23 protein-coding genes are annotated in these 25,181 nt (G+C 61.8%); 15 read left to right on the top strand and 8 right to left on the bottom strand.

Annotated elements, in window-relative coordinates; genetic code table 11:
* Positions 1-318: 318 nt before the first annotated feature.
* The 3 genes from NYR97_RS12055 to NYR97_RS12045 all read right to left on the bottom strand — a co-directional run bounded on the left by NYR97_RS12055 (position 319) and on the right by NYR97_RS12045 (position 3,139).
* Positions 319-1,563: a putative DNA modification/repair radical SAM protein gene (locus NYR97_RS12055; protein WP_316693312.1), complete on the bottom strand. Its 1,245-nt coding sequence runs from the start codon at positions 1,561-1,563 to the stop codon at positions 319-321.
* Between the two features lie 314 nt (positions 1,564-1,877).
* Complete coding sequence (locus tag NYR97_RS12050; RefSeq protein WP_316693310.1) at positions 1,878-2,696, bottom strand: DODA-type extradiol aromatic ring-opening family dioxygenase; 819 nt, start codon at positions 2,694-2,696, stop codon at positions 1,878-1,880.
* Between the two features lie 32 nt (positions 2,697-2,728).
* Complete coding sequence (locus NYR97_RS12045) at positions 2,729-3,139, bottom strand: DoxX family protein (protein ID WP_316693308.1); 411 nt, start codon at positions 3,137-3,139, stop codon at positions 2,729-2,731.
* 106 nt (positions 3,140-3,245) lie between these two features.
* On the opposite strand from NYR97_RS12045, the gene NYR97_RS12040 reads away from it, so the two are divergent.
* The 14 genes from NYR97_RS12040 (at position 3,246) to NYR97_RS11975 (ending at position 18,277) form a co-directional block, all read left to right on the top strand.
* Positions 3,246-4,181 carry a LysR family transcriptional regulator gene (locus NYR97_RS12040; protein WP_210762289.1) on the top strand — a complete coding sequence of 312 codons (936 nt, stop codon included), beginning with the start codon at positions 3,246-3,248 and terminating at the stop codon, positions 4,179-4,181.
* Between the two features lie 54 nt (positions 4,182-4,235).
* Positions 4,236-4,805, top strand: coding sequence for a flavodoxin family protein (locus NYR97_RS12035; protein ID WP_316693305.1), 570 nt, complete (start codon positions 4,236-4,238; stop codon positions 4,803-4,805).
* Positions 4,806-5,030: 225 nt separating this feature from the next.
* Complete coding sequence (locus tag NYR97_RS12030) at positions 5,031-6,026, top strand: aldo/keto reductase (protein ID WP_205392581.1); 996 nt, start codon at positions 5,031-5,033, stop codon at positions 6,024-6,026.
* A gap of 115 nt (positions 6,027-6,141) precedes the next feature.
* The gene (locus NYR97_RS12025; RefSeq protein ID WP_316693300.1) at positions 6,142-6,837 is read left to right on the top strand and encodes a glycosyltransferase; all 696 of its coding nucleotides are present in this window, start codon (positions 6,142-6,144) and stop codon (positions 6,835-6,837) included.
* A 147-nt stretch (positions 6,838-6,984) separates the two neighbouring features.
* Positions 6,985-9,054 carry a M13 family metallopeptidase gene (locus NYR97_RS12020; protein WP_316698196.1) on the top strand — a complete coding sequence of 690 codons (2,070 nt, stop codon included), beginning with the start codon at positions 6,985-6,987 and terminating at the stop codon, positions 9,052-9,054.
* A gap of 162 nt (positions 9,055-9,216) precedes the next feature.
* Positions 9,217-11,082, top strand: a complete 1,866-nt coding sequence (locus tag NYR97_RS12015; RefSeq protein ID WP_316693298.1) for a DUF6077 domain-containing protein — start codon at positions 9,217-9,219, stop codon at positions 11,080-11,082.
* Complete coding sequence (locus NYR97_RS12010) at positions 11,079-11,774, top strand: WbqC family protein (protein WP_316693297.1); 696 nt, start codon at positions 11,079-11,081, stop codon at positions 11,772-11,774. The genes NYR97_RS12015 and NYR97_RS12010 overlap by 4 nt, the downstream gene beginning before the upstream one ends.
* Positions 11,771-12,700: a glycosyltransferase family 2 protein gene (locus NYR97_RS12005; protein WP_316693295.1), complete on the top strand. Its 930-nt coding sequence runs from the start codon at positions 11,771-11,773 to the stop codon at positions 12,698-12,700. The genes NYR97_RS12010 and NYR97_RS12005 overlap by 4 nt, the downstream gene beginning before the upstream one ends.
* Positions 12,681-13,313, top strand: coding sequence for a class I SAM-dependent methyltransferase (locus NYR97_RS12000; protein WP_316693293.1), 633 nt, complete (start codon positions 12,681-12,683; stop codon positions 13,311-13,313). Before NYR97_RS12005 ends, NYR97_RS12000 begins: the two co-directional genes overlap by 20 nt.
* The gene (locus NYR97_RS11995; RefSeq protein ID WP_205392585.1) at positions 13,310-13,978 is read left to right on the top strand and encodes an acetyltransferase; all 669 of its coding nucleotides are present in this window, start codon (positions 13,310-13,312) and stop codon (positions 13,976-13,978) included. The genes NYR97_RS12000 and NYR97_RS11995 overlap by 4 nt, the downstream gene beginning before the upstream one ends.
* Before the next feature lie 70 nt (positions 13,979-14,048).
* Positions 14,049-14,423 carry an EamA family transporter gene (locus NYR97_RS11990; protein ID WP_232372162.1) on the top strand — a complete coding sequence of 125 codons (375 nt, stop codon included), beginning with the start codon at positions 14,049-14,051 and terminating at the stop codon, positions 14,421-14,423.
* A gap of 127 nt (positions 14,424-14,550) precedes the next feature.
* Entirely contained in the window at positions 14,551-16,065 is a 1,515-nt protein-coding gene (locus tag NYR97_RS11985; RefSeq protein WP_316693288.1) for a hypothetical protein, read from the top strand.
* A gap of 58 nt (positions 16,066-16,123) precedes the next feature.
* Positions 16,124-17,260 (top strand): dTDP-4-amino-4,6-dideoxygalactose transaminase, encoded by a 1,137-nt coding sequence (gene rffA, locus NYR97_RS11980; RefSeq protein ID WP_210762293.1) that lies wholly within the window; start codon positions 16,124-16,126, stop codon positions 17,258-17,260.
* A 99-nt stretch (positions 17,261-17,359) separates the two neighbouring features.
* Entirely contained in the window at positions 17,360-18,277 is a 918-nt protein-coding gene (locus tag NYR97_RS11975) for a glycoside hydrolase family protein (RefSeq protein WP_205392589.1), read from the top strand.
* 188 nt (positions 18,278-18,465) lie between these two features.
* Here the strand turns inward: NYR97_RS11975 and NYR97_RS11970 are convergent, their stop codons facing one another.
* Positions 18,466-19,413, bottom strand: a complete 948-nt coding sequence (locus tag NYR97_RS11970; RefSeq protein ID WP_316693282.1) for an oxygenase MpaB family protein — start codon at positions 19,411-19,413, stop codon at positions 18,466-18,468.
* 312 nt (positions 19,414-19,725) lie between these two features.
* On the opposite strand from NYR97_RS11970, the gene NYR97_RS11965 reads away from it, so the two are divergent.
* Positions 19,726-20,418: a hypothetical protein gene (locus NYR97_RS11965; protein ID WP_205392591.1), complete on the top strand. Its 693-nt coding sequence runs from the start codon at positions 19,726-19,728 to the stop codon at positions 20,416-20,418.
* A 297-nt stretch (positions 20,419-20,715) separates the two neighbouring features.
* On the opposite strand, the gene NYR97_RS11960 is transcribed toward NYR97_RS11965, so the two are convergent.
* The 4 genes from NYR97_RS11960 to NYR97_RS11945 form a co-directional block, all read right to left on the bottom strand.
* Positions 20,716-22,311, bottom strand: a complete 1,596-nt coding sequence (locus NYR97_RS11960) for an APC family permease (RefSeq protein WP_205392592.1) — start codon at positions 22,309-22,311, stop codon at positions 20,716-20,718.
* Positions 22,312-22,417: 106 nt separating this feature from the next.
* Positions 22,418-22,789 carry a hypothetical protein gene (locus NYR97_RS11955; RefSeq protein WP_205392593.1) on the bottom strand — a complete coding sequence of 124 codons (372 nt, stop codon included), beginning with the start codon at positions 22,787-22,789 and terminating at the stop codon, positions 22,418-22,420.
* Between the two features lie 35 nt (positions 22,790-22,824).
* Positions 22,825-23,601 carry a LytR/AlgR family response regulator transcription factor gene (locus tag NYR97_RS11950; protein ID WP_205392594.1) on the bottom strand — a complete coding sequence of 259 codons (777 nt, stop codon included), beginning with the start codon at positions 23,599-23,601 and terminating at the stop codon, positions 22,825-22,827.
* Positions 23,598-24,893 carry a sensor histidine kinase gene (locus NYR97_RS11945; RefSeq protein WP_316693274.1) on the bottom strand — a complete coding sequence of 432 codons (1,296 nt, stop codon included), beginning with the start codon at positions 24,891-24,893 and terminating at the stop codon, positions 23,598-23,600. The genes NYR97_RS11950 and NYR97_RS11945 overlap by 4 nt, the downstream gene beginning before the upstream one ends.
* Positions 24,894-25,181: the final 288 nt, after the last annotated feature.

The following is a 25,181-nucleotide window of genomic DNA, read 5'->3' as shown; positions in this document are numbered from 1 at the left end:
GCCGCGCACCGCAGCCATGCGTGGCCGAAGAGGCGCCCTGTCTGAGCGCAGCGAGTTTGGGCGCCGTGCCGCGCATGGCAAGGAGCACAGGGCACCGGTGCGGCTGTATCGCACCGGATCGCGTCAGGCGACAGCGGTTTTGGTTACTTTTGCCGAGACAAAAGTGACTCGCGCCGACAGGCGTGGAGGCTCTTGGAGCAGGGATTCGGTGGTAGGAATTGGGGATTCGTAGAAGCAAAAGGACTTTCCACTGCTGCGTGCGGCCGTACCCTCATCCGCCCTTCGGGCACCTTCTCCCGACGGGAGAAGGGACAGGCGTCAATCGAACAAACTTGCCTGTCGCGGTGCCGGCGCCAACTGCGCGCGTAACCGCACCGGATCATCCAAGCGCTGGCGCGGATGATGATCCAGCACACTCACAAACGGCAGCAGCTTCTTCATCGGCACACGCAACCGCGCCAGATCTCCCACCCGCAAGCGCGCATGCCTGCGCGACAACAGCAAGCGCTCCACATTGCGCGTGCCCAGGCCCGGTACCCGTAGCAGCATCTCGCGCGGCGCCGCGTTCAAATCCACCGGAAAGCGCTCCGGATTGCGCAGCGCCCACGCCAGCTTCGGGTCCACGTCCAGATCGAGCATACCGCTGGATTGCGCCGGCGCGATTTCTTCCACGCTGAAGTCGTAGAAGCGCAGCAACCAGTCGGCCTGATACAGCCGATGCTCGCGCTGCAACGGCGGTGCCTGCAGCGGCAACTTGGAGGAGGCATCCGGAATCGGACTGAACGCCGAGTAATACACCCGGCGCATCCGGTAGTTGCCGTAGAGATTGTGGCTGGTGTCCAGAATGCTGCGGTCGTTGGCATCGTCGGCGCCGACGATCATCTGCGTGCTCTGCCCGGCCGGTGCGAAGCGCGGCGGCTTGGAGCGGCGCACTTTTTCGGCCTTGCGCTCGAGCTGATTCTCTTCGATGCGCCAACGCAGTTCGCCCATCGCCGCGCGAATGCCACCGACGCTTTTTTCCGGCGCCAGCAAGGTCAGGCCCTGCTCGGTCGGCAACTCCACGTTGATGCTCAGGCGATCGGCGTAGCGACCGGCCGCCGCCAGCAATTCCGGCGTCGCATCGGGGATGGTCTTGAGATGGATGTAACCGGCGAAGTGATGCACCTCGCGCAGCTGCCGCGCCACTTCCACCAGCTGCTCCATGGTGTAGTCGGAGTTGCGGATGATGCCGCTGGACAGGAACAGGCCTTCGATGTAATTGCGCTTGTAGAAATCCAGCGTCAGCGTGACCACTTCTTCCGGCGTGAAGCGCGCGCGGCGCACGTTGCTGGACACCCGATTGACGCAGTACGCGCAGTCGAACACGCAGAAGTTGGTGAGCAGGATCTTCAACAGCGACACGCAGCGGCCGTCGGGCGTGTACGAGTGGCAGATCCCCATGCCCTCGGTGCTGCCGATCCCGCCGGTGCCGAGCGAATTGCGCTTATTCGCGCCGCTGGAGGCGCAGGAGGCGTCGTATTTGGCGGCGTCGGCGAGGACGGCGAGCTTGTCGAGGATTTTCACCCAAGCAGCATGCAGCGATGGCGTCTCAGCCTGTGAGACTGCCCCGCACGCATCGTGAATGCTTCAGAGCGCTGTGGTGCGGGCGTCATGCCTTGGCGTTGTGCGGCTGGCTGGCTACCGTCGCGATACGTGATGGCGGTGGTGCCCAGTCCGCCGCCATACGTCATTGCTGCGGGGCGGCGCGCCGTCTGAGCCATGCGTGATGCCTATGGTGCCAGCGTGTCACCTGCACATGCCTTATGGCAAAGGTATCGGCATGCTGCCGGCACCTCACGTGTCGGCCACAATGCCGGCGTGCGGCAAGCATGGTGGACTCATGCGGCAACAGGGTCCGCCAGCGCGCGATCCCCGTCGAAACGGTAGATATCCATGGCCAGAAGGCCGGCATCGATACCGGCATCGATGCGCTGCGCGCCGAGCCGGTCGCCGCCGGCCGCGCCCATCGCCACATACAGCGGCAGCAGATGCTCGTCGGTGGGATGCGCGCGCACGGCCTGCGGTGCCTGGCGGCGATAGTCCAATAGCGCGGCGACGTCGTTGTCGACCAGCTTACGTTCGGTCCATTCGATGAAGGGCCGCACGTACGGCGCCTCGCGCTCGGCGCTGTAGCCCTGGCGCGCGTCGTGCAGGTTGTGGGTGATGCTGCCCGAGCCGATCACCAGCACACCTTCATCGCGCAACGGTGCCAGCGCGCGGCCCACCGCGAATTGGTGAGCCGGGCCGAGCTCGGGCTGGATCGATACCGACACCACCGGAATCTCGGCGGCCGGATACAGCAGGCGCAGCGGCACCCACACGCCATGATCGAAGCCGCGCTGCGGGTCCAGGTGCGGATGCAGGCCGGCTTGCTCCAGCCGGCGCAGGATCTGCTGCGCCAGTACCGGCTCGCCGGGCGCGGGATACTCCAGCTCGTACAGCGGCGCAGGAAATCCGCCGAAGTCGTGGATGGTGGCCGGCCGCGCCGCGCCACTGACCAGCGGGCGACGGCCCAGCCAATGCGCGGACACAACCACAATCGCGCGTGGCCGCGGCAAGGTCTGCGCAAGCTCGGCCAGGCGCTCGCCGACCTGCCCCGGCTGCAGCGCAGTCATCGGCGATCCATGCGAGATGTACAGGGAAGGCAAGCGGGTCATGGACGACTCCTCGTAAAGAAAAACAAACCGCCTCAGCGCGCCGGCTTCAACGCCAGGGCGCCATCGCCGAGCAGCGATTGCACGATCAACAACACCGCCCACAGCGCCGGGTATTCCCAGCCGCCGCCCGGATTGGAGAAGCCGAAGCCATTGGCGCCATGCACGCTGACGATGGTGCCCAGCAGCAGCGGCACGCCCAACAGCGCCACCCAGCGCGCGTAGATGCCCAACAGCAAGGACAGGCCCAGGCCGAGTTCCAGCGCGATGGTGAGGTAGCCCAGCGCGCCAGGCAGGCCGAGCGACTGGAAAGAGGCCGCCGTGCCGGCCGGGGTGAACACCAGCAGCTTGGTCAGGCCATGTACCAGGAACAGCGCGCCCAGGCTGATGCGCAACAAGGCCGTGCCGTAAGCAGCGGTACGCGGGGATGCAAGAGAAGTGGACATTCGACAGACTCCGGTGAGGACCTGCACAGTCTATTACTTACAAATTTCTGATAAATATTTTTGATTCGGATAATTTATTGCGATCAAAGCAATAATCGGATCCACCATGGATACCCTCGACGCAATGCGCGTGTTCACTGCAGTGGCCGAACGCAGCGGCTTCAGCGCTGCGGCCGATGCGCTGGACCGTTCCACCGCCAGCGTCACCCGCCAGGTCGCCGCGCTTGAGCAGCGGCTGGGCACCCGCCTGCTCAACCGCACCACCCGGCGGGTCAGCCTGACCAGCGCCGGCACCGCGTATTACCAGCGCTGCCTGCAGCTGCTGGCCGATCTGGACGACCTGGAGGCGACCGTGGGCGCCCAGGCGCTGGAGCCGGCCGGGGTGCTGCGCGTCAACGCGCCGGTGAGCTACGGGATCGAGCGGCTGGCCGCGTTGCTGCCAGGCTTTCGCGCGCGCTACCCGCAGGTGGAGCTCGACCTGTCGCTGTCCGACCGCCTGGTCGATATGGTGGAAGAAGGCTTCGATGTGGCCATCCGCATCACCCGCCAGCCGGCGCCGACGCTGATCGCCCGCCAACTGGGCAAGGTGCGGCTGCTCACGTGTGCGGCGCCGGCCTACCTGGCACGCGCGGGCACGCCCAGGCATCCGTCCGACCTGGCCGGCCACGAATGCCTGCTCTATCACTACTCACCCAATGGCGATGAGGTGCGCTTCCATGGCCCCGATGGCGATACCACTGTGCGCATCCACGGCGGGCTGCGTGCCAACAACGGGCATGTGTTGAGCGCGGCGGCGGTGGCCGGCCAGGGCATTGCGATGCAGCCGGATTTTCTGGCCGACGACCACCTCGCCGCCGGGCGCCTGGTGCGCATTCTTCCCGAGTACGCGCTGGCCGACATCGGCATCTTCGCGGTCTATACCAGCCGCAGCCATCTGGCGCCGAAGGTGCGCAGCTTCATCGACTACCTGGTCGAGACGATGGGCGAGTGCGCACCTGGTCTGGCGGCCCCGGCAACAGTTCGTCCCGGCAGTGGTCATTAACCTGTCGGCCCACGTGTGCGCACAATCCCGATCCCCTCGGTTCAAGGATTGCCCATGAGCAAGATCGCCATCGTGTATTTCAGCGGCTACGGCCACACCGTCAAACTGGCCGAAGCCGTGCATGCCGGCGCCGCCAGCGTCGGCGAGGCCACGCTGTATCGCATCGACCAGGACGGCAACCTGCCCGACGACGCCTGGGAGGCGATCGGTGCGGCCGATGCCATCATCTACGGCAGCCCCACCTACATGGGCGGGCCGGCGTGGCAGTTCAAGAAGTTTGCCGACGCCAGTTCCAAACCGTGGTTTGCGCAGGCGTGGAAGGACAAGATCGCGGCCGGCTTCACCAACTCGGCCTCGGTCAACGGCGACAAGTACGCCACCATCCAGTACTTCTGGACGTTGTCGCAGCAGCACGGCCAGGTCTGGATCGGCACCGGCTTGATGCCGGCCAACACCAAGGCACACGGCCCGCAGGACATCAACTGGACCGCCGGTTGGGCCGGCGCGCTGGCGATCTCGCCCTCCGATGCCTCGCCGGAAGAAGCGCCGCGCAGCGGCGATCTGGAAACCGCCAAGCTGCTCGGCAAGCGCATTGCCGAATTCGCCGGCAAGCTCAAGGGCTGACGCGGCAGGCAGTTGCGTCCGCGTAAAGGACCCGTGCATGGCGGCAGGCTTCGGTCTGCCGGGATGCGCGGGCTTTTTGCGTAGTGGCGCAATCGGTGCGGGTGCCATGCCGCAGCGGCCTGCAACGACCGCAACCGCAACGCCTCACCGGTCGAGCCACATCGCCCTAACGCCACCCGCGCCATGCTTGGCCCCGCCCTTTTGACCGCACGGAGTTCCCCCACCATGCAAACCCGCACGCTTGGCCGTTCCGGCCCCACCGTCTCTGCACTCGGCCTCGGCTGCATGGGCATGAGCGCGTTCTACGGCAATCGCAGCGACGAGGCCGGCTCGATCAAGGTGATCCATCGCGCGCTCGATCACGGCATCAGCCTGCTCGACACCGCCGACATGTATGGCCCGCACACCAACGAGATCCTGGTCGGCAAGGCGATCGCATCGCGCCGGCATGAAGTGTTCCTGGCCACCAAGTTCGGCATCAAGCTCGATGCCAACGACCCGTCGGTGCGCGGTATCGATGGCAGCCCGGCGTACGTGCAGTCGGCCTGCGAAGCCAGCCTGCGCCGCCTGGGGGTGGAGCATATCGACCTGTATTACCAACACCGCGTGGATCCCAACGTGCCGATCGAAGACACCGTCGGTGCGATGGCGCGTCTGGTCGAGCAGGGCAAGGTGCGTTTCCTCGGGCTCTCCGAAGCGGCCGCAGACACCATTGTGCGCGCGCATGCAGTGCATCCGATCACGGCCGTACAGACCGAATACTCGCTGTGGTCGCGCGAGCCGGAAGACAACGGCGTGTTCGCTGCGGTGCGTGAGTTGGGGATCGGGTTCGTGCCGTATTCGCCGCTGGGGCGCGGTTTTCTCACCGGCGCGTTCTCCTCGCCGGACGATTTCGACGCCGACGATTACCGACGCCACTCGCCACGTTTCCAGGGCGACAACTTCACTCGCAACCTGCAGCTGGTCGAACAGGTCAAGGCGATCGCTGCCGACAAGGGCATTACGCCGGGGCAGCTGGCGCTGGCCTGGGTACTGGCGCAAGGCCAGGATTTGGTGCCGATCCCGGGTACCAAGCGTCTGGCCTATCTGGAAGAAAACATCGGCGCGCTCGATGTGGCGCTGATGCCGGACGAGCTGGCACGCATCGATGCGATTTTCCCGGCACAGGCCGCGGCCGGCACGCGCTACCCGGAAGCGATGATGGCCACCGTCAACCGCTGAGCCGGCCTCCGCGTCCTGCCTGCGGCCGCATCCGCTGTGGCGGCCGCAGGCGCTCACGCCATTGCATCGGCGTGGCTCGCACACTTGGCGCACCCTCACCTGAGCCGCGCGCCAGATGCTGTCTTTCGTAATCCCCGCCCACGACGAAGCCGCGCTGATCGGCGACACGCTGCAGTGCCTGCATGGCTGCGCGCAGACCATGCAGCTGGACTACGAGGTCATCGTGGTGGCCGATGCCTGCGAGGACGACACCGCCGCCATCGCGCGTGCGCATGCTGCACAGGTGCTGGAGGTGCAACTGCGCCATATCGCCGCCACCCGCAATGCCGGCGCGCAGTTGGCATGCGGCGAGCAGTTGTTGTTTCTGGATGCCGACACCCTGATCAACCCGCAGGTGGTGGGCGCGGCATTGGCGGCGCTGGAGGCAGGTGCCGTGGGCGGTGGCGCGCAGGTGCATCTGCAGGGCAGGCGCGTGTGGTCCGAGCGCACCGCACAGGCGATCTTCGGCTGGTTGTTTCGTGTCAGCGGCATCGCGCCCGGCTGCTTTCTGTTCTGCACGCGCGCGGCGTTCGTCAGCGCAGGTGGCTTCGATACGCGTTACTACGCCGGTGAGGATGTGGCGTTGAGCCGCGCGCTGGCACGCTGCGGGCGATTCGTGATCCTTTGCCAGACCGTGCATACCTCCGACCGCAAGCTGCGCAGCTTTTCCAAGCGCGAACACCTGGGCTTGCTGCTGCGTTTCCTGTGGCGCGGGCTGCGCATGCTGCAGACCCGCGACGCGCTCGGCTTCTGGTACCAGCGCCGGCGCTGAACCGGGCGTGTCCACCCATGCGGGCATATGTCCGTCGTCGTCCGCAAGCCGGGACGTGGCGCTGGCAGCCACTTACACTGCGCCGTCTGTTCTGGTTTCGAGCTGTGCCGCATGGCCCCTTTGCACCGCCCTGTCCTGATCGCTGCGCTGTCTGCGGCGCTGCTGACCACTGTCGCGTGTCACCGCGATGGCAGCACGCCCACGTCCTCTGCCACCACCAAGCCGGCACCCAGCACGCCGAAGTTGGGCGACTTCGGCTTCGATGTGGCGGGCATGGATCGCGGCGTGGCGCCGGGCGACGACTTCTTCGGGTATGCCAGCGGCAACTGGGTCAAGACCACGCAGATCCCCGACGACCGCTCCAGTTACAACAGCTTCGTCGGCATTGCCATCGAGACCGAGCGGCACAGCCGCGACATCATCGAAGGCGCGGCCGCCAACGACCGCGTCACTGGCGAAGACAAGCAGATCGGCGATTACTACGCGGCCTACATGGACGAAGCCGGCATCGAGGCCAAGGGCGTGCGCCCGGTGCAACCGGCACTGGATGCGATCGCGCAACTGGACGACAAGCAGGCGCTGGCACGCACGTTGGGCGGCCAATTGCGCGCCGATGTGGACCTGCTCAATTCCACCAATTTCTACACCGACCGGCTGTTCGGCCTGTGGATCACCCAGGACCTGCATCACCCCGGCCGTTATGTGCCGTATCTGGTGCAGGGCGGCCTGGGCATGCCCGACCGCAGTTTCTATCTGGATGGCGGGCGCATGCCGCAACTGCGCGACGCCTACCGCGCGTACATCGTCAAGCTGTTGCATCTGGCCGGCATCAGCGATGCACCGGCCCGCGCAGAGCGCATCCTGGCGCTGGAAACCGCGATGGCGCATGTGCATGCCACCGCCGAACAGACCAACAACGTGCCGGCCGGCGCCAATGCCTGGAAACAGGCCGATTTCGCACGTCACGCACCGGGTCTGGACTGGACGCTGTTCTTCGAGGCAGCGGGCTTGAAATCGCAGCAGGACTTCATCGTCTGGCAGCCGCAGGCGGTGGCCGGGTTGTCGGCGCTGGTGCAGTCGCAGCCGCTGCAGACCTGGAAGGACTATCTGAGTTTTCGTGAGCTGGATCGCGCCTCGCCGTATCTGTCCAAGGCCTTCGCCGATGCACGCTTCGCGTTCTACGGCACCACGCTGGAGGGCACCCCGCAACAACGCCAGCGCTGGAAGCGCGCCATCGATGCGACCAATGCGGCGTTGGGTGAGGCGGTCGGCAAGCGCTACGTACAGAAATACGTGAGCGCGCAGACCAAGGCGCGCACCGAAGAGATGGTCAGGCACATCGTCACCGCCTTCGGCCAGCGCATCGATGCGTTGGCGTGGATGAGCCCGGAGACCAAGCAGCATGCCAAGGCCAAGATCGCCGGGTTGACGGTGGCGGTGGGATATCCGGATACCTGGCGCGACTACAGCGGCCTGGATGTGCGCCGCGACGATGCATTGGGCAACGCAGAGCGCGCCAAACTGTTCGAGTACCGCCGCAACCTGGCCAAGCTGGGCAAGGCCGTGGATCACCGCGAGTGGTACATGCTGCCGCAGGAAGTCAACGCACTGAATGTGCCGCTGGAAAACCGCCTGCTGTTTCCGGCTGCGCTCCTGCAGCCGCCGTTCTTCGACCCGGCCGCCGACGATGCGGTGAACTACGGCGCGATTGGCGCGGTGATCGGCCATGAGATCAGCCACAGCTTCGACAACATGGGCGCGCTGTTCGACGAGCATGGCGAGCTGCACAACTGGTGGACGCCGCAGGATCTGAAAAAATTCGCGACCGCCAGCGATGCGCTTGCCGCGCAATTCGGCGCCTACCGGCCATTCGACGACCTGGCGGTCAACGGCAAACTGACGCTGGGCGAGAACATCGCCGATGTTGCCGGTCTGGCCACTGCATACGATGCGTATCAACTGTCGTTGCAGGGCAAGCAGCCGCAAACCATCGATGGCTTCAGCCCGGATCAGCGCTTCTTCCTGGGCTTTGCGCAGGCCTGGCGCAGCAAGTACCGCGATGCAGCGCTACGCAACGCGGTGCTCACCGACGTGCACGCGCCTGGACGCTTCCGCGCACAGACCATGCGCAATCTCGATGCCTGGTATCCGGCGTTCGATGTGAAACAGGGCGAGCAGTTGTATCTGGCGCCTGAGCAGCGGGTTAGGATCTGGTAACAGGGGCGGCGAGGTCAAGCTTCAATCCATACCCCCTGAACATGGCTTGCGCAGTAAACTGGGCGGACGGGGGCGTCTTGATTCGGCCGAGCGTACCTGACGGGCGACTTGCTGGAAGTACGCATTAAGCGGGAAGACGGGGGCCGACTCCTGATATCGGTATTGAAAGCAGACGTGATAGACGCGCACTTCGAGAGAGATGACGTTGCCGGGGGGATTGCCGGCCATACGCTTTTCGCCACCTGCCTGGCGGGCTTCGCGGCCTTTCTAGCATTGTCCACACTAGTGTTGATGGTCTGCCATGGAATGGCCATGACCTTCTCAACTGCATGCTTCGGAGTAGGGTTGACTGCAGCACTTACGATCACGGCAATGACGGTCCAGATCTGTCGTCAGGTCAAGCGCTTGCGGAACAATGCGCAGCGCTGGCACCTTGCCGCGGCGTTGACCTTGGCGATGCTGTCGGGAGTGATGGCCATGTCCATCAATCGCCCTGATGTCGACGACTCGATTTATGTCCCAAAATCCTTGTTCTATCTGGAACATCCGGATGCACCGATCAATTCACAGGTGACTTGGTTGGCTGCAGTGGAGCAACGGCCAGTCTCAGGCGTCTTTCCTTACTACGAATTATCACAGGCTGCGCTTGCGCACTTGATCGGGCGTCCGTATCTGGACCTTTACCATGTGTTGTTCCCTGGCATCGTCGGCTTTCTGATGTATTCCGCTGCGCTCGTATTGCTCGGCCACTTCGAAAACCGTCCAGGCACAGTGCTGATATGCAGCCTTTTCTATCTGCTATTGATTTTGCTGCTGGGGGAAACACACCGTAGTTACGGGAATCTGAGCATTGCGCGCGCCTTCCACGGCAAATATATGTTCCTGTCCGTAGGTGCACCTAGCTGGATCTATTTTTCTCTTCGCTATCTGAGACAGCCCAGCTGGTCACAATGGTTGATACTGGCCGCGATCGGCATGGCCATGGCTGCAGCAACACCGACGGCGATGATCTTTCTTCCATTTCTGGCATTGACCATCGCTTTCGCGAATCACATGCAGCTTTCCACGCGGTTACCCAAGGCCAAGGATCTGGTGCTGGGACTACGCTATGGAACTACGCTGATTCCAGTAGTTTTCATGGCGCTTAGCTTTCGCCTCTATGCCGTGGACAACATTTCTGCAGGCAGCCAGATCAACGCGGGGTTCCCAACGTCATTCGCTGACCAGCTTGGCTTGATTGTCAATCCAGACTATCCACTTACACCCTGGCTATTTACAGTGTCCTTGCTGGTGATGCTTGGATTCTCACCGTATCGTCGATTTTTTGCTGCCTGGGTACTGGCGCTAGGCGCCATGTTGCTCAATCCTTGGATTTCCGATGTCGTCATTCAACATCTCACCACGGAAAATATCTACTGGCGCCTATTCTATCTGCTGCCGTTCCCTTTGATGCCTGTACTGGCCTTGGGTCTAGTGGCCAACGCTGGCCGCTTCGGTGTCGCATTGACACTACTACTAGTGTCGATCACTGGATTCTTTGCGGTCTGGGGGCCCACCTCAGTGCTCAGGCCCGAGAACGGCACAACACTGTCAGCACCAGGCTACAAGATCGGCGAAGCTGACCGCGCGAGCTCGGAACAGGCAATCCGATGTGGGCATGCAGGCACAATGCTCGCGCCGACCCAAATCGCAAGCAACATGCTGCTGTTATCTGCGAGGTTTCCACAGTACGTGATGCGCGACGATTATCTTGGCCTGATGTTAGAAAGCACTACCAGCCAGATCTCATTGGAGCAGCGGAAGGCAGCAAGCGCCTACCTGTATCTGGACGATGAATCGACGATGGCGTCATTTGCATTCCGGACTTTGATCAGCTCATCCCTTGCACCAGAACATATCCTCACCAAGGAGAGCGCCATCAACTTCAAGACGATATCCACCCAATTGACCGAAGCTGGTTATGTGGATCGGTGCGGCATCTCTGGCGGCTATCGCTTGTTCAGCCGCATGCGGGGCAATGCGCGATGACCAAAAAAGTCGCAATACTGCAATCGAACTACGTCCCCTGGAAGGGTTATTTCGACCTCATTGGCGCAGTAGACGAATTCATCCTCTACGACGACATGCAATACACCAGACGGGATTGGCGCAACAGAAATCAGATAAAAACACCGCAAGGCGTTCAGTGGCTAACGGTTCCGGTCCTGTCCAAGGGCAAGTATCACCAGACAATTGCAGAAACCGAGCTCGATGGTAACGAATGGGCTACGCTACATTGGCGAGCGCTTTCCCAGAATTACCGTCGCGCGCCTTATTTTGACCAGGTTGCGACCTGGCTGGAACCGCTCTATTTTTCCTCTTACACCCACCTATCGCAGATGAATCGATGTTTCATCGAAGCAATCTGCCGCCAGCTGAATATCGCCACCCAGATCAGCAGCTCAACTGACCGCCTGATGGTGGAGGGAAAAACCGAAAGATTGGCCGACCTTTGCGCACAGGCAGGGGCCACCGAGTATATTTCTGGACCAGCGGCCAAGAATTACATCGATGAAACCGTCTTTCGTGAATTTGGCATCGCATTGACTTGGTTCGATTATGCGGGGTACCCGCCATACCCACAGCTATGGGGGGAGTTCACTCATGGCGTCAGCGTGCTCGATTTACTCTTCAACTGTGGTCCGAACGCGCACAATTACATGAGATACGCACGCCCATGAAGCTGTCTATCGTTGCGACGCTATACCAGTCGGCGCCTTATTTGAAAGAATTTCACTCCCGCGCAACTGCAGCGGCGCGACGTTTGGCTGGCGACGATTACGAAATCCTGCTGGTCAACGATGGCTCCCCTGACGCGAGCCTTGAGCTTGCCATAGCGATTGCGGAAACGGACCCGATGCTTGCAGTCATCGACCTATCCCGCAATTTTGGTCACCATAAGGCGATGATGACCGGGCTTGCGCATGCCAGTGGCGAACTTGTTTTCCTACTCGACAGCGATCTCGAGGAGGAGCCGGAATGGCTGCAGCAGTTTTTTGAAAAGATGCAGCACGATGACTGCGATGTCGTGTATGGCGCTCAGCAAAGGCGCAAGGGCGGCATATTCGAGAAATGGAGTGGCGAGTGGTTCTACCGGGCATTCAAACTTCTGACAGGCATGATGCTCCCGGAAAATGTGGTAACTGCAAGGCTGATGCAAAAGCGCTATGTGACTGCACTTGTGGAACACCGTGAACGCGAGGTTTTTATGGCCGGGCTCTGGCATATTACCGGATTCGACCAGCGCGCCTGTGTTGTGAAGAAGCACAGCACCAGCGAAACCACATACACTTTGCGCCGGAAGCTGTCGCTGCTGATAAACTCAGTAACATCTTTCAGTAATGTACCTTTGGTGAGCATTTTTTACACCGGCGTAGCGATTTGCTGCGTTTCTGTCGCCTACATCGGCTATCTGTTTATTCACTGGGCGTTCCTGGCACGCCCACTTAGTGGCTGGACATCGGTAATGGCCTCAATCTGGTTGCTGGGGGGCATGATCATCTCTTTCATAGGCATCATCGGCATTTACCTCTCAAAGATTTTCTCCGAAACCAAGCAGCGTCCCTATACGATCGTGAGGCAGATACATGCAAAGCGAAAAAGCTGAACTTCTTGCCGAAGTTGCAGGGTATTACAGTGAAAAACTTGCTCAACATGGAGAGACCGCCAAGGGTGTCGATTGGAATAGTGAAGCAAGCCAATCGCTGAGATTCGCGCAATTGTGCAAGATCGGCGAGGGGGCTGAAGAATATTCGTTGAACGACCTCGGCTGCGGCTATGGTGCACTGTATGGATTTTTACGTGACCAAGGCCGCATTGACTATGCCGGCTTCGACGTCTCTGCAAGCATGGTCGATGCGGCGCAGAAGCGCTATCAAGGTGATCCGCAAGCGCGTTTCGTCGTGGCCGGCGAACCGGACCGTATCGGCGACTATGGTGTCGCAAGCGGCATCTTCAACGTTCGACTCGATCAGTCTGAAGAGCGCTGGCAAGCGCATGTTGAGAATACGTTAGACGTAATGGATCGCACCAGCCGCCTTGGCTTTTCGTTCAATTGCCTCACCAGTTATTCCGACCGAGATCGCATGCGTCCAAATCTTTACTATGCAGATCCATGCCATTACTTCGATCTATGCAAGCGACGCTATTCGCGCGATGTAGCGCTACTGCATGACTATGGACTTTACGAATTTACGATCATCGTAAGGAAGCAACAATGAGCAAGCAATCTTTAGTAATATTTGGCTCGGGCGACATTGCGCAACTGGCCCATTACTATTTTAGCCGCGACTCCGACTATGAAGTTGTGGCTTTCACTGTAGATGCCGCGTATGTGCAGGGGGATTCATTCTGCGATCTTCCAGTCATCGCCTTCGAACGGTTGGCAGAGCACTATCCTCCCGAGAACCACATGGTCTTTGTGGCGCTAAGCTATTCGAAACTGAATTCCATCCGCAAAGAAAAGTATCTTTCGGCAAAGCAGGCGGGATATCGACTGGCAAGCTACATCAGTACCCGTGCCACGCTACTGAACGACGGCATGATAGGCGAGAATTGCTTTATTCTTGAAGACAACACCATCCAACCGTTCGTGCAAATCGGCAACAATGTCACCTTGTGGAGCGGCAACCATATTGGTCACCATTCCATCATCCGAGATCACTGCTTCCTTGCCTCGCATGTAGTCGTTTCCGGCGGCGTGACGATCGACGAACAATGCTTCATCGGAGTCAACGCAACACTGCGTGATCACATCCATATTGGTAGCAGGACAGTCGTTGGTGCAGGTGTGCTGCTTTTGGGCGATGCTGCTGCTGAAGGCCTCTATATTGGCAGCGCAACAGAGCGCTCCCCTGTCCCCAGCAGCCGACTCAAGAAGATATGAGTCAGCAAAGCCAAAGGAGTACGGGCCTAAACGGACTGTGGTCAACGATACATCAGCGGAGCAACCATTGATGGCTCGCCCGCTGGATTATCTTTATATCGTTGCCACCATTGTCTTCACAGTGTATGGGCAACTCATCTTGAAGTGGCGCATCGGCAAATTGGGCGCACTGCCGCCCGAAGCGCTGGCGAAGCTCAAGTTTCTGGTGATGCTGCTGTTCGATCCGGCGATCTTTTCCGGCTTCGCCGCTGCGTTTCTGGCATCGCTTGCGTGGATGGCGGCAATGACCCGCTTCGAGCTCAGCCATGCATATCCCTTTATGAGCATGAACTTTGTCATCGTGGTATTGCTGAGCGGCTGGCTCCTATCCGAGCCGTTGACCTGGCAACGACTCATAGGTGTCGGCCTGATCGTGGCAGGCACTGTGGTCGCTGCACGTGGCTGATTCATCGCTCGCAAAGCGCTTGCAGACGCGTTTGAGGCAAGCGAGCGCGCTTGCATTTAGCGGCCTCCTGGTCTTTTTGCTATGCCTATGCTGGCCGCCGCGCTGGGAAACTAACGATGACGTGGGCATGTCCATGCTTGCGCACGGTTACGGCATCGCAGCAAGTGGCAGTCCGAATATCGTCTTCTCCAATGTGATCTGGGGCTACCTGGTGCGCGCGCTACCTAGCGTCGCGGGCGTCGATGGTTATTCGATCGCTACCCTGGGCGTTCTGGTATTGGTCGGCGCAGTCATTTTGCACGGACTCACGCGTCTTGGCAGTCATTGGCTGACCGCAACGGCTGCAGTAATGCTGTTGTTGGTGCGGCCAGTATTGTTTCCGCAGTTTACCGTCAATGCAGGCCTGCTTGCCGTCGCGGGATTGGTTTGTCTGGCCGTCCATGCGCGTCAACGCAGCCCCCTTGCGCTCTGGTGTGGCGTGGTGCTGTTGTTTTTCAGCTATCTGATTCGTAGCCAGGAGCTGATGTTGGTATTGGCGGTTGCGTCTCCGCTACTGGGTTGGCTCATCCCGCAATCTTCGCGCCTTCGCCCAAGATCGTTGCGCTGGAGCGGAGGCCTGACACGAATCGACGCCCACTGGGTTGCGTTGGGTACGCTTGCATTGTTGATGCTGATCGCTGGGTGGCTGGATTGGCATGCGTATCAAGCAGCCGATTGGCAGGCTTTTCGTGAGCTCAATTTGAGCCGCGCCCCATATACAGATTTTGGCGCGGCGCAGTCGTTACTACAGCGGCCGGAGCTACTTGCCCGGTATGGTTATTCGAGCAATGACCTCACCCTGATCTCGCGATGGTTCTTTGTCGATCCGGCACTGGCAAATCCCGACGCGCTGACGGCCATGCTTGCCGACGCCGGGTTTGTCCTGGTCCGCGAGAGCGGCCTGCAATCTGGCTGGAAAGGCGTGCAGACTCTGCTGCACCCGGTATTGTTGCCGCTCCTTATTCCGGCAGTGGCATTGGCGTTACTCAGGCCAAACATGCGCGTCGGGCTTGCCTGGCTAGTCAGCATCGGCGCGATGTTCGCTCTAGGGTTTGTTGGCCGCCCCGGCGTCATCCGCGTCTATGTGCCAGTGCTCTCGCTGTTGTTGATCGCTCCGCTGCTGGCCCAGTCGACCTCGCGCAGAAGCTCCCACATCATCACTGCATTGCTTCTTACGGCGGCCGGATTCGCCGCCGTCAATGCAGTGACCGCCTCACAAGCAACGCGCGTGCAAGACATGCTGATGCGTCAGAACCTGCGTGCGCTACCGCATGGGTCGGTTGCCAGCTGGGGAAGCACTTTCCCGCTAGAAGCGGCCTATCCGGTGCTGGGCCGGACTGCCGGAAATCATCATTACAGGCTTTATTCGCTGGGCGCCTTCACGCTTGTTCCCAATTCTGTCGCTGCCAGCCAGACGCGTGCAGGACGTGGTTTGGTAGCCCGATTCAAACAACCGGACGGACTCACCTTGTTCGGCAACGACCAGCTGTTCGATTTATTGGATGTCTATTGCCGTGAACGCTTGCATGGGACACCGATGATCTTGCAGAACTGGCAATCAGCCAATCTCCACGTAACCAGGCGACGCTGCGTCCAACAGTGAGCCGAGTACATCGCTCATCCCGATCACAACCCATGTCTTCAACCTACGGATTCGCCGCATGACGACCGACACCATTCCTTTCAACTGGCCGCACATGACGGGGAAGGAGCTGTACTACATCGCAGAATCGCACTTCAATGGTCGGCTTGCCGGAGATGGTCCTTTCACCCGGCGCTGCCATGGATGGCTGGAAGCGCGCACCGGATACCGTGCGCTTTTGACGCACTCCTGCACCGCCGCACTGGAGATCGCTGCCTTGCTGCTGGATATCCAGCCGGGCGACGAAATCATCATGCCGTCTTACACGTTTGTCTCAACCGCCAATGCGTTCGCGCTACGAGGCGGTGTGGCGGTGTTTGTGGACATTCGCGAAGACACCTTGAATCTGGACGAGACGCTGGTGGAACAAGCGATCACCTCGCGTACGCGCGCCATCGTACCGGTCCATTACGCGGGCGTCGCATGTGCGATGGATCGCATCCTCGACATTGCCGAACGACATGGGCTGCACGTCGTTGAGGATGCTGCGCAAGGCGTCATGGCGAGCTACAAAGGACACCCCTTAGGTGCACTTGGCCATATAGGCGCATACAGCTTTCATGAGACCAAGAACGTGATCTGCGGCGAAGGGGGAGCACTACTAGTGCGTGATGCGGTGCTTGCGCAGCGAGCCGAGGTCATTCGCGAGAAAGGTACAGACCGTAGCCGTTTCTTCCGTGGCGAGGTCGATAAATATACCTGGCAGGAGGTGGGATCCTCGTTTCTCCCGGGTGAACTCACGGCAGCATTTCTTTGGGCACAATTGGAAGAAGCAGAACGCATTACGAAGGGAAGGTTGGAAACGTGGCAGCGCTATCATCAAGCCCTGCAACCACTCGAGCAGACCGGCGCATTAAGGCGCCCGATAGTGCCGGACGACTGCCAGCATAATGCACATATGTATTACGTGCTTCTGGATGATGAAAGCGAACGTCAGCGGATTCTGGAAACGCTCAAGGCACAGGGTATTGGTTGTGTGTTTCACTATGTCCCGCTGCACACATCTCCAGCAGGTCGACGCCATGGGCACGCGGCAGGCGATCTGCCGGTGACGGAGCGCCAGGCGGAACGTCTGCTGAGGCTTCCGTTATGGACAGGCCTCAGCGAGACACAACAGGATCGCGTCATCGAGGCCTTGCAGCGCGCGCTGGCCTAAGCCGCATTCCCGGCGCATCTTGCGTCCTGCGCCGGTTCCGCGACACCGTTGATCGTCAATGCAATATCACAAGACGCCCCAGCCAGAGAAGTTCGCTTCATGCCAGAACGTTGGAAAAAACTAGGCTTGGTCTTCAACGCACAAGGGCAGCGCCCTTGGCTCGTTACGCATGCTGCGGTACCGATTGCAGAACGCATCGAAGCCGATCTCTATCGCATCTATTTCAGTAGCCGTGATCAACACAATCGTAGTGTAACCAGCTGGATAGTGGTCGACATCCGTCGGCCGCAGGAGGTGCTCGAAATCGCCTCGGAGCCGGTTCTGCTTCCCGGGCAATTGGGAGAATTCGACGACAGCGGTGCCATGGCGACATGGCTGGCTGAACAGGGAGAGCGTCGCTTCCTGTATTACATCGGCTGGAACCTGGGCGTGACTGTGCCGTTCCGCAATGCGATCGGTTTGGCGATGTCTCAAGCCGACGAAAAACACTTTACTCGCTACCGCCCAGGTCCGATTGTCGATCGTTCGGCAGACGAGCCGCATTTCTGCGCAAGCTGCTGTGTGATTCCAGATACGGATCTCTGGCGAATGTGGTATCTGTCCTGCACCGGATGGGAGCTGCGTGATGGAAAGCCGGTGCATCGTTACCACATCAAGTACGCCGAATCGAAAGACGGGATCCACTGGAACCGCGACGGCAAAGTTGCCATCGATTTCATTGATACGCAGGAATATGCCATCTCTCGTCCATCTGTCATACGAGATACCGATCGTTGGCGCATGTGGTACTCGTACCGTGGACAGGCGTACCGGATCGGCTATGCGGAATCCGCTGATGGAGTGCACTGGCAACGGCTTGACGCACGCGCGGGCATTTCGCCCTCGGAGAGCGGCTGGGACTCGGAGATGATCGAGTACCCTTTCGTTTTCGACCACGATGGCCAGCGCTATATGCTTTATAACGGGAATGATTACGGCCGCAGCGGATTTGGGCTTGCGCTCCTCGCACGCGATTAGCGTTCTGTTATCGCAACGAGGAGATACACATCATGCAACTTGCATCACCCAGCGGATTTGGGACCAATGCATCCACGTAGGTGTGACCAGTGTCATGACGCCAGTGCTCCGGGTAGAAACTACAGCTCCTCTGCGTGGTTCGTGTCCATGCAAGGGCCGCCCGCCGACTGTTAGCGACGCTTGACGGCTCATTTTTCTTGCATGAGTTCGGTGTCGACAGGCCACTGCAACAACATTGCCGGCGGCAACTGCATCCGCCGACACGCACGCGCAGACAACCCGTCGTGGCGTAACGCAGTGCGAAACAGCGGCGACAGGCTGCGCAACAGACGCGCCGAGGCACGCGCCTGCGTGCGTTGCATCGTGGTGCGGCCAAGCATGTCGCTGGCCCAGCCCGGCAGCAAGGCAGTGCCGGCACCGAGAAACACCCCGCGCGATAAACCTGCCGCAGGCACCGGCAGCTGGATACTGGTGAGAATGTCGAGTACCTCGCGCGAGCGTGCGTCCATGCGCAGCTGCCCTCGCATGCCGGCAAAATACGCATCCACCTGCGCCTGGCTGGCTGGCACGTCGGTGGCGCCCAGCGCCTCGGCCACACGTCGCGCCTCGTCGTAATAGCGGTCGGCGATGGCAACCGGCACGTCGCGGCAATAGCGCCGGCAGCCCTGCAAAAAGCCGTAGGCCTCGGTGACATGCACCCAGGTCAGCAGTTGTGGATCGTTGGCCTCGTACGCCACGCCGTCGGCGGTATGGCCGCGGATATGCGCATGAATCTTGCGCACGCGGGCGATCAACTGCGCGGCTTCCGCACGCGGTGCGTAGGTGGTGCCGGCAACGAAATTGGTGGTTCTGCGCAGCCGCCCGATCAGGTCGGCGCGGAAGTTGGAATGGTCGTAGACCCCGGCCAGCGCGCGCGGGTGCAGCAGTTGCAGCATCAACGCGCACAGCCCGCCGGACAGCATGCCGGGGAACTCCGAATGCACGCGCCAGGTGACGCTGTCGGGCCCGAAGATGCCGGGGTCGCCCAGCGGCTGGTCGTATTCGATGCTGCTCTGGCCGCGCGGGAACGCGCCCAGCACCCAGCGGCGGATCTGTTCGGCGGCAGGGGCGGTGAGGGTACGCAGGACGGCAGACATGCGGCGATGATACGCAGCCGTCTGCAACGCCATGTCGTGGTTGCGCTGCCTTCACGCTCACGGCGGCACTGCGGCGGGCTGGTCCGTGCGGGCTGGCCGGCTGCTGCAGCACGCGTCTCCACGCGCGCGCAGGTGTGCAGTGCAGCAAGAAACGCGCCGCAGCGTGGCCGCCCTGTGGATCAGAACGCAGCAAACCGCCTGAATACTGCGATTTGTGGGCGAGTGCGCAGGAATGCAGGGCGATTGGTTCGCATCGGGCATTGCCATGCACGGCGAAAGTGCTAGAACTAAGGCCGTCTGACAAAACGCCGCATGGTCCTGTGGTGTTGGGTCGGTCGCTCCAGCGCATCTGGCAACCGCCAGTGCAGCAAGTCGTTCGTACCAGCCATCCGTCGGGAGCTTGTCATGATCGCTTTGTTCCAGGGTTTGGGCCTGCTATTGCAGGACAACGCACTCCATCGCCTCCCCTTCGACGAGCAGGTCGCCAAGTGGCGCGAGAAGACCGACCAGCAGCTCGACGAGGAGCTCGCCCTGCTCACTGTGGCGAAGAAACAGTGGGTGATCGCCTCGATCATCGGCTGGCAGGCCATCTCGCTGGTGCTGCTGGGGGTGATCACGCACCAGTTGTGGCAGAACGACTACCACCTGACCTTCAGCCGGGTGGTGATCATCTTCACTTCGTGGGCGTCGATCCTGTTCGTCATGTGGTACATCGCCGATCTGTTCGATCACAGCGCCGGTTTCGAACGCTGGTTGCGCGCCTTCAATAGCCGCGCGCGGCTGACACCGGACGCCGATTCGGTCGAGTGCGTCGCCGATGCGCTGGACATGACCCGCAGCTACCCGGAAGTGTTGCGCTACAAGCAGGACGTGACCTCCAGGCGCGAGCTGCGCCACGAGGACATCGTCAACATGCGCGAGATGGGCCGGCTGCGCCGCTACACCGAATTGCTGCGCGATCTGGACCGTTTCGACGGTGCGCCGCGGCTGGTGGCCAACGCATAGAAACCTGCAGAAACGACTCGCGTGGCGTAAGCAGTCTTTCCAGCCATTGAGTCACCGCACGACAATGGCCTGCGCCATGAAGCAAAACAAAAACGGCCGGTGCAGCTGCACCGGCCGTTTCCATGTGGATGGCCTCTTTTTCAAAAGCTGGTCGACACCTGCAGCGACCAACACCACGTAGCGCGGGTTGCCAAACCGGTGCAAACGTCGCGGAACAACTGCAGCGCGCGCGCGATGCAAGCCTTGGCAAGCAACGGCTGCGCCTACCGAGGGTAAGCGCAGCGTCTGATGCCGTTGTTACGCTTCCGCAACCGCTCGCTCGACCGACGGCGTGCGCCAACCGCTGCGCACGCCCCAGATGTAGAACACCACGCCCACCGCCGCCACCACCGCCAGATCGGTGCCGTAGCTCAGATAGCCGTGACCGCCGAAGTCGCTGCTGCCGGCCCAGGACAGCAGCGCGATCATCGGCAGGTAGCAGATCATCCAGGCGGCGCCCTTGAGGTTGCGGCCCAGATCCGGCCAGCCCTGCTTGGCCTGGTAGTAGCAGTACACCGGCAACGCCACGACCATCAGCAGGATGATCTCGCCGGTCAGCGGCCAACGCGCCCAGTACAGCAGCTCGGTGGCCATCACGAAGGCCACACCGGCCAGCACCGGCAAGGCGGCGATACGCAGCGGGCGGTGCAGCTCGGGCGCGTGACGGCGCAGCGCCATCGCGCTGATCGGGCCGGTGAGGTAGGAAATGATGGTCGCCACCGAGATCACCGCCGCCAGCGTGCCCCAACCGCGGAAGAAGAACAGGAACACGAACGACACCGCCAGGTTGAAGAACATCGCCATGCGCGGCACACCCCACACCGGGTGCAGCTTGCCCAGCACCGCCGGCATGGTGCCGTTCTTTTCCATGCCGTAGACCATGCGCGCGGTGGTGGCGGTGTAGGTGATGCCGGTGCCGCTGGGGCTGACGAACGCATCGATGTACAGCAGCATCGCCAGCCAGTGCAGGTTGACGATGATGGCCAGCTCGGCGAACGGCGAGCGGAAGTCGATGCCGTGCCAGCCGGCCTTGGCCAGCAACTCCGGCGGTACCGCGCCGATGTAGGCCACCTGCAGGATCACGTACACCACCGTGGCCAGCGCGATCGAGCCCAGCACCGCGAACGGAATGCTGCGGCCCGGGTTGCGCGCCTCGCCGGCCAGGTTCACCGGGCTCTGGAAGCCGTTGAAGCTGAAGACGATGCCGGCCGTGGCCACGGCGGTGAGCACCGCCGCCAGGTCGATCACGTGTTCGTCGCCGTGGATGCCCACGCTGAAGTTTTCGCTATGGAAGCCACTGGCAATCAAGGCCACGCCGGTCGCTGCCGGCACCACCAGTTTGAACACGGTGATCAAGGTGTTGGAGCGCGCGAACAGCTTGACGCTCCAGAAATTGAGGAAGAAATACACCAGCACCAGCACCGCCGAGATCAGCAGGCCGGGCACCGACAACTCCCCTGCTCCACCGGGCGCCTGCACGTACAGGCCTTGCGCCCACGCCCAGGGCCAGGAGGCCATGTACTGCACCGAGGCCTCGGCTTCGACCGGGATCACCGAGACGATCGCGATCCAGTTGGCCCAGCCGGCGATGAAGCCCACCAGCGAGCCGTGCGAGTAATGGCTGTAGCGCACCATGCCGCCGGACTCGGGGAACATCGCGCCCAGTTCCGCGTAGGACAGCGCAATGGTGGTGATGATCGCCGCACCCAGGATCCAGGCCCAGATCGCGCCGGGGCCGGCCAGGCCGGCGGCGCGCCAGGCGCCAAACAACCAGCCGGAGCCGATGATCGAGCCCAGGCCGGTGAGCATGAGGGCAAAGGGGCCAACGTCGCGGCGTAGCGATTGTTCGGACATGAAGAGCCTGGCTGTGAGGACGCCGTGAACCGGCAACAAGCCTGTAATGATCGCAGAAGCGGCCGCTCGTCGTCAGTGCGTATTCAGGCTTGTGTCCGACGACCGCCTAGCCGTGGCAATCGGCGCTGGGTGCCTTGGCATCCACGCAGGTATGCGCCTCACGCGGGATGCCACGCAGTGCGCGCACCTGCCCTGGGGCCAACGCAAAGCTGTCCAGGGTGGTACGTGCGCAGGCCGGTATGGCTGCCGCAGCGCCAGCCGTGCGCGCGGCGCAGTGTTCTTCATAGACCAGGTAATGGCAGTGGCCGCTGCTGCTGGCCAGGCAATGCACGTTGGTTTCGGTGGCGGTGGCCAGGGTCTTGCTGAAGATCACGTCCTGGCCATTGCTGGTGGCGCGGGTGATGGAGGTGGTGCCGTTACGGTCGTGGCAGCCGGCCAAGGCAAGCAGGCAATACACAAGGGAGGCAATCAGGCGCATTGAGGCAATCCTTTCAGTCGATGCGATTGGGGGAACTACATGCCACGGAACAGGGTCATGAACGGCTGACTGACGGTGAGCGTTTCGCTGCGACCGCGCAGGGCGAGCCGGCCCTTGCCGGTGTCGTCGCGCACCACCGAGGCGACCGCCTTCATGTTGACGATGGTGGAACGGTGGATCTGCTTGAACACCTGCGGGTCCAGCACGTCGAGCAACTCGCGCAGCGGCGTGCGCAGGATCGCTTCGCCGGCGGCGGTCATCACCGTGGTGTATTTCTGATCGGCCTGGAAGTACGCCACCTCGTCCAGCGCGATCAGGCGTGTCTCGCGGCCGCTGCTGGCGGTGAGCCAGGCCAGCGGCGGTTGCGTGCTGGGCGCAGCCGGGCGCGCGGACAGGCGCTGCAATAGGGCCTCCAGCACGCTGCCATCCGGCTGGCCGGCGGCGGCACGCTGTTGCACGCGCTGCCAGGTGGCCTGCAGGCGCTCGCGGCCGATAGGCTTGAGCAGGTAATCCACCGCGCCGTGTTCGAACGCATCGATGGCGTACTGATCGTAGGCGGTGACGAACACCACCTGGGTGTGCGGGCTGCTCTCGCGCATCGCACGTGCCACTTCGATGCCGGTGAGCCCGGGCATGCGGATATCCAGAAACACCACATCGGGTTGTTGCGCGGCGATGGTTTCCAGCGCGCTGGCGCCGTCCTCGCATTCGCCCACGATCTGCAGTTGCGGGCACACCTGCGCCAGCAACTGCAGCAACGATTGCCGCAGCAATGCCTCGTCTTCGGCGATCACCGCACGTAACGCACTCATGCCTGCACCTGCGTGGTGTGTGTCTGCGCGTTGGGCAACGGCGGCGGCATGCTCATCGCTGCGATATGCGCGGGCAGCGGCAAGGTGATCGTGGCGGCCACCCCGCTGGGGAAATTGGACACGATGGCAAAGCTGGCCTTGCCTGCGTAGATCAGCTGCAGCCGCTCGCGCAGGTTCTTCAAACCGATGCCGGTGCCCTGGCTGTGCGTGTTGAATCCCTGGCCATCGTCGGCCACGGTGAGCGTGGCATGGTCGTCGATGCGACGCGCCAGGATCCACACCGTGCCGCCGCCGGGCTTGGGTTCCAGCCCGTGCTTGATCGCGTTTTCCACCAGCGTCTGCAGCATCATCGAGGGCAGCTGCAGCGCGCGCAGCTCGTACGGCACTTCCACTTGCAAGGCCAAGCGCGTGCCCATGCGGATGCGCAAGATTTCCAGATAGGCCTGGGTACGTTCGAGTTCTTCGCCCAGGCTGGAGATGGCACCGTCGGCACTGGGCAACGAGCTGCGCAGGTAGTGGATCAGATGCCCGATCATGATCTCGGCGCTCGGCGGGTCGGTGCGGGCCAGCACCTGCGCGCTGGCCAGCGTGTTGTAGAGAAAGTGCGGCTCGACCTGGGCATGCAGCAGATTCAGCCGTGCCACGGCCAGTTCCTTCTCCATTACCGATTGCTCGGCTGCGGCCTGCTCGTCGCGGCGCTGCTCGCCAACCCGGCGTACCACCGCGCGATTGATTGCCTCGGCGTTCTCGAAATTGCTGCCCTCGTCCACTGCGAACAAATCGACCCAGGCGCCGGCATCAGGCTCGCACAACACGGTGACGCTGCTGGTGCCCTGCCCCGGCGTGATCGTCACCAGCACCTGATTGCGCTTGATCGCAAAGCGCGCGAACAGGTTCCAGCGCGAGGGCTGACGTCCTTCATAGGGATCGATACGGCGCACCTTGGCGCGGATCAGCAGGCTGCCCGGTGCGCATTCGATGTCCTGCATGCGCGGCAGTGCGCGTACGGCCTCTTCGACGACGGCAAAGCTGGCCTGCACGTCCAGCGGCACTTCGATCTGGCGTCGCTGGCGGGTCGACAAGGTGTCGTGATCCAGCCGCCCGGCGATCAGCCGCACCCGTCGCACATGCGTGATCGCACTCATCAAGGCCAGCGTCAGCAGCACCACGCAGATCAGCCCGAAGAACGCGCCGGTGGAACCGAACAGCTGCGCCCACATGATCCCGGCCACCAGCAACGCCGCAGCCCAGGCGAACACGATACGTACGATCAGAAAGACGCTGGCAGACACGGGGACGACTCGTTGGGTTGGGACGCGGTGAGCATAGCCGGCAAGCGCGCAGCCGAAAGCCCCAAGCGACGAATGGCCGCCAGCGGCGCCTCAATTGCCTGGATCGCGGTACGAAACCCGGCCTGCCCGGCAGTGGCAGGCGTGCAGGTGCGCGGTATGCTCGGCGTCTGCGGCGCTGCGCCCTGTGTCTTGAAGATGCCGGCTACCGTGCATAAAGAGGCCTGGCGTGTGCAGATGCCGCACCGGGCATGTTGCTTCCATGCGCAAGCCGCGTTGCCTTCTATCGCC

The organism is Xanthomonas hydrangeae, from assembly GCF_032697525.1.
GTDB lineage: Bacteria > Pseudomonadota > Gammaproteobacteria > Xanthomonadales > Xanthomonadaceae > Xanthomonas > Xanthomonas hydrangeae.
Note: the sequence above shows the minus strand (reverse complement) of the source record. Positions and strands in the feature narration are given on the sequence as shown.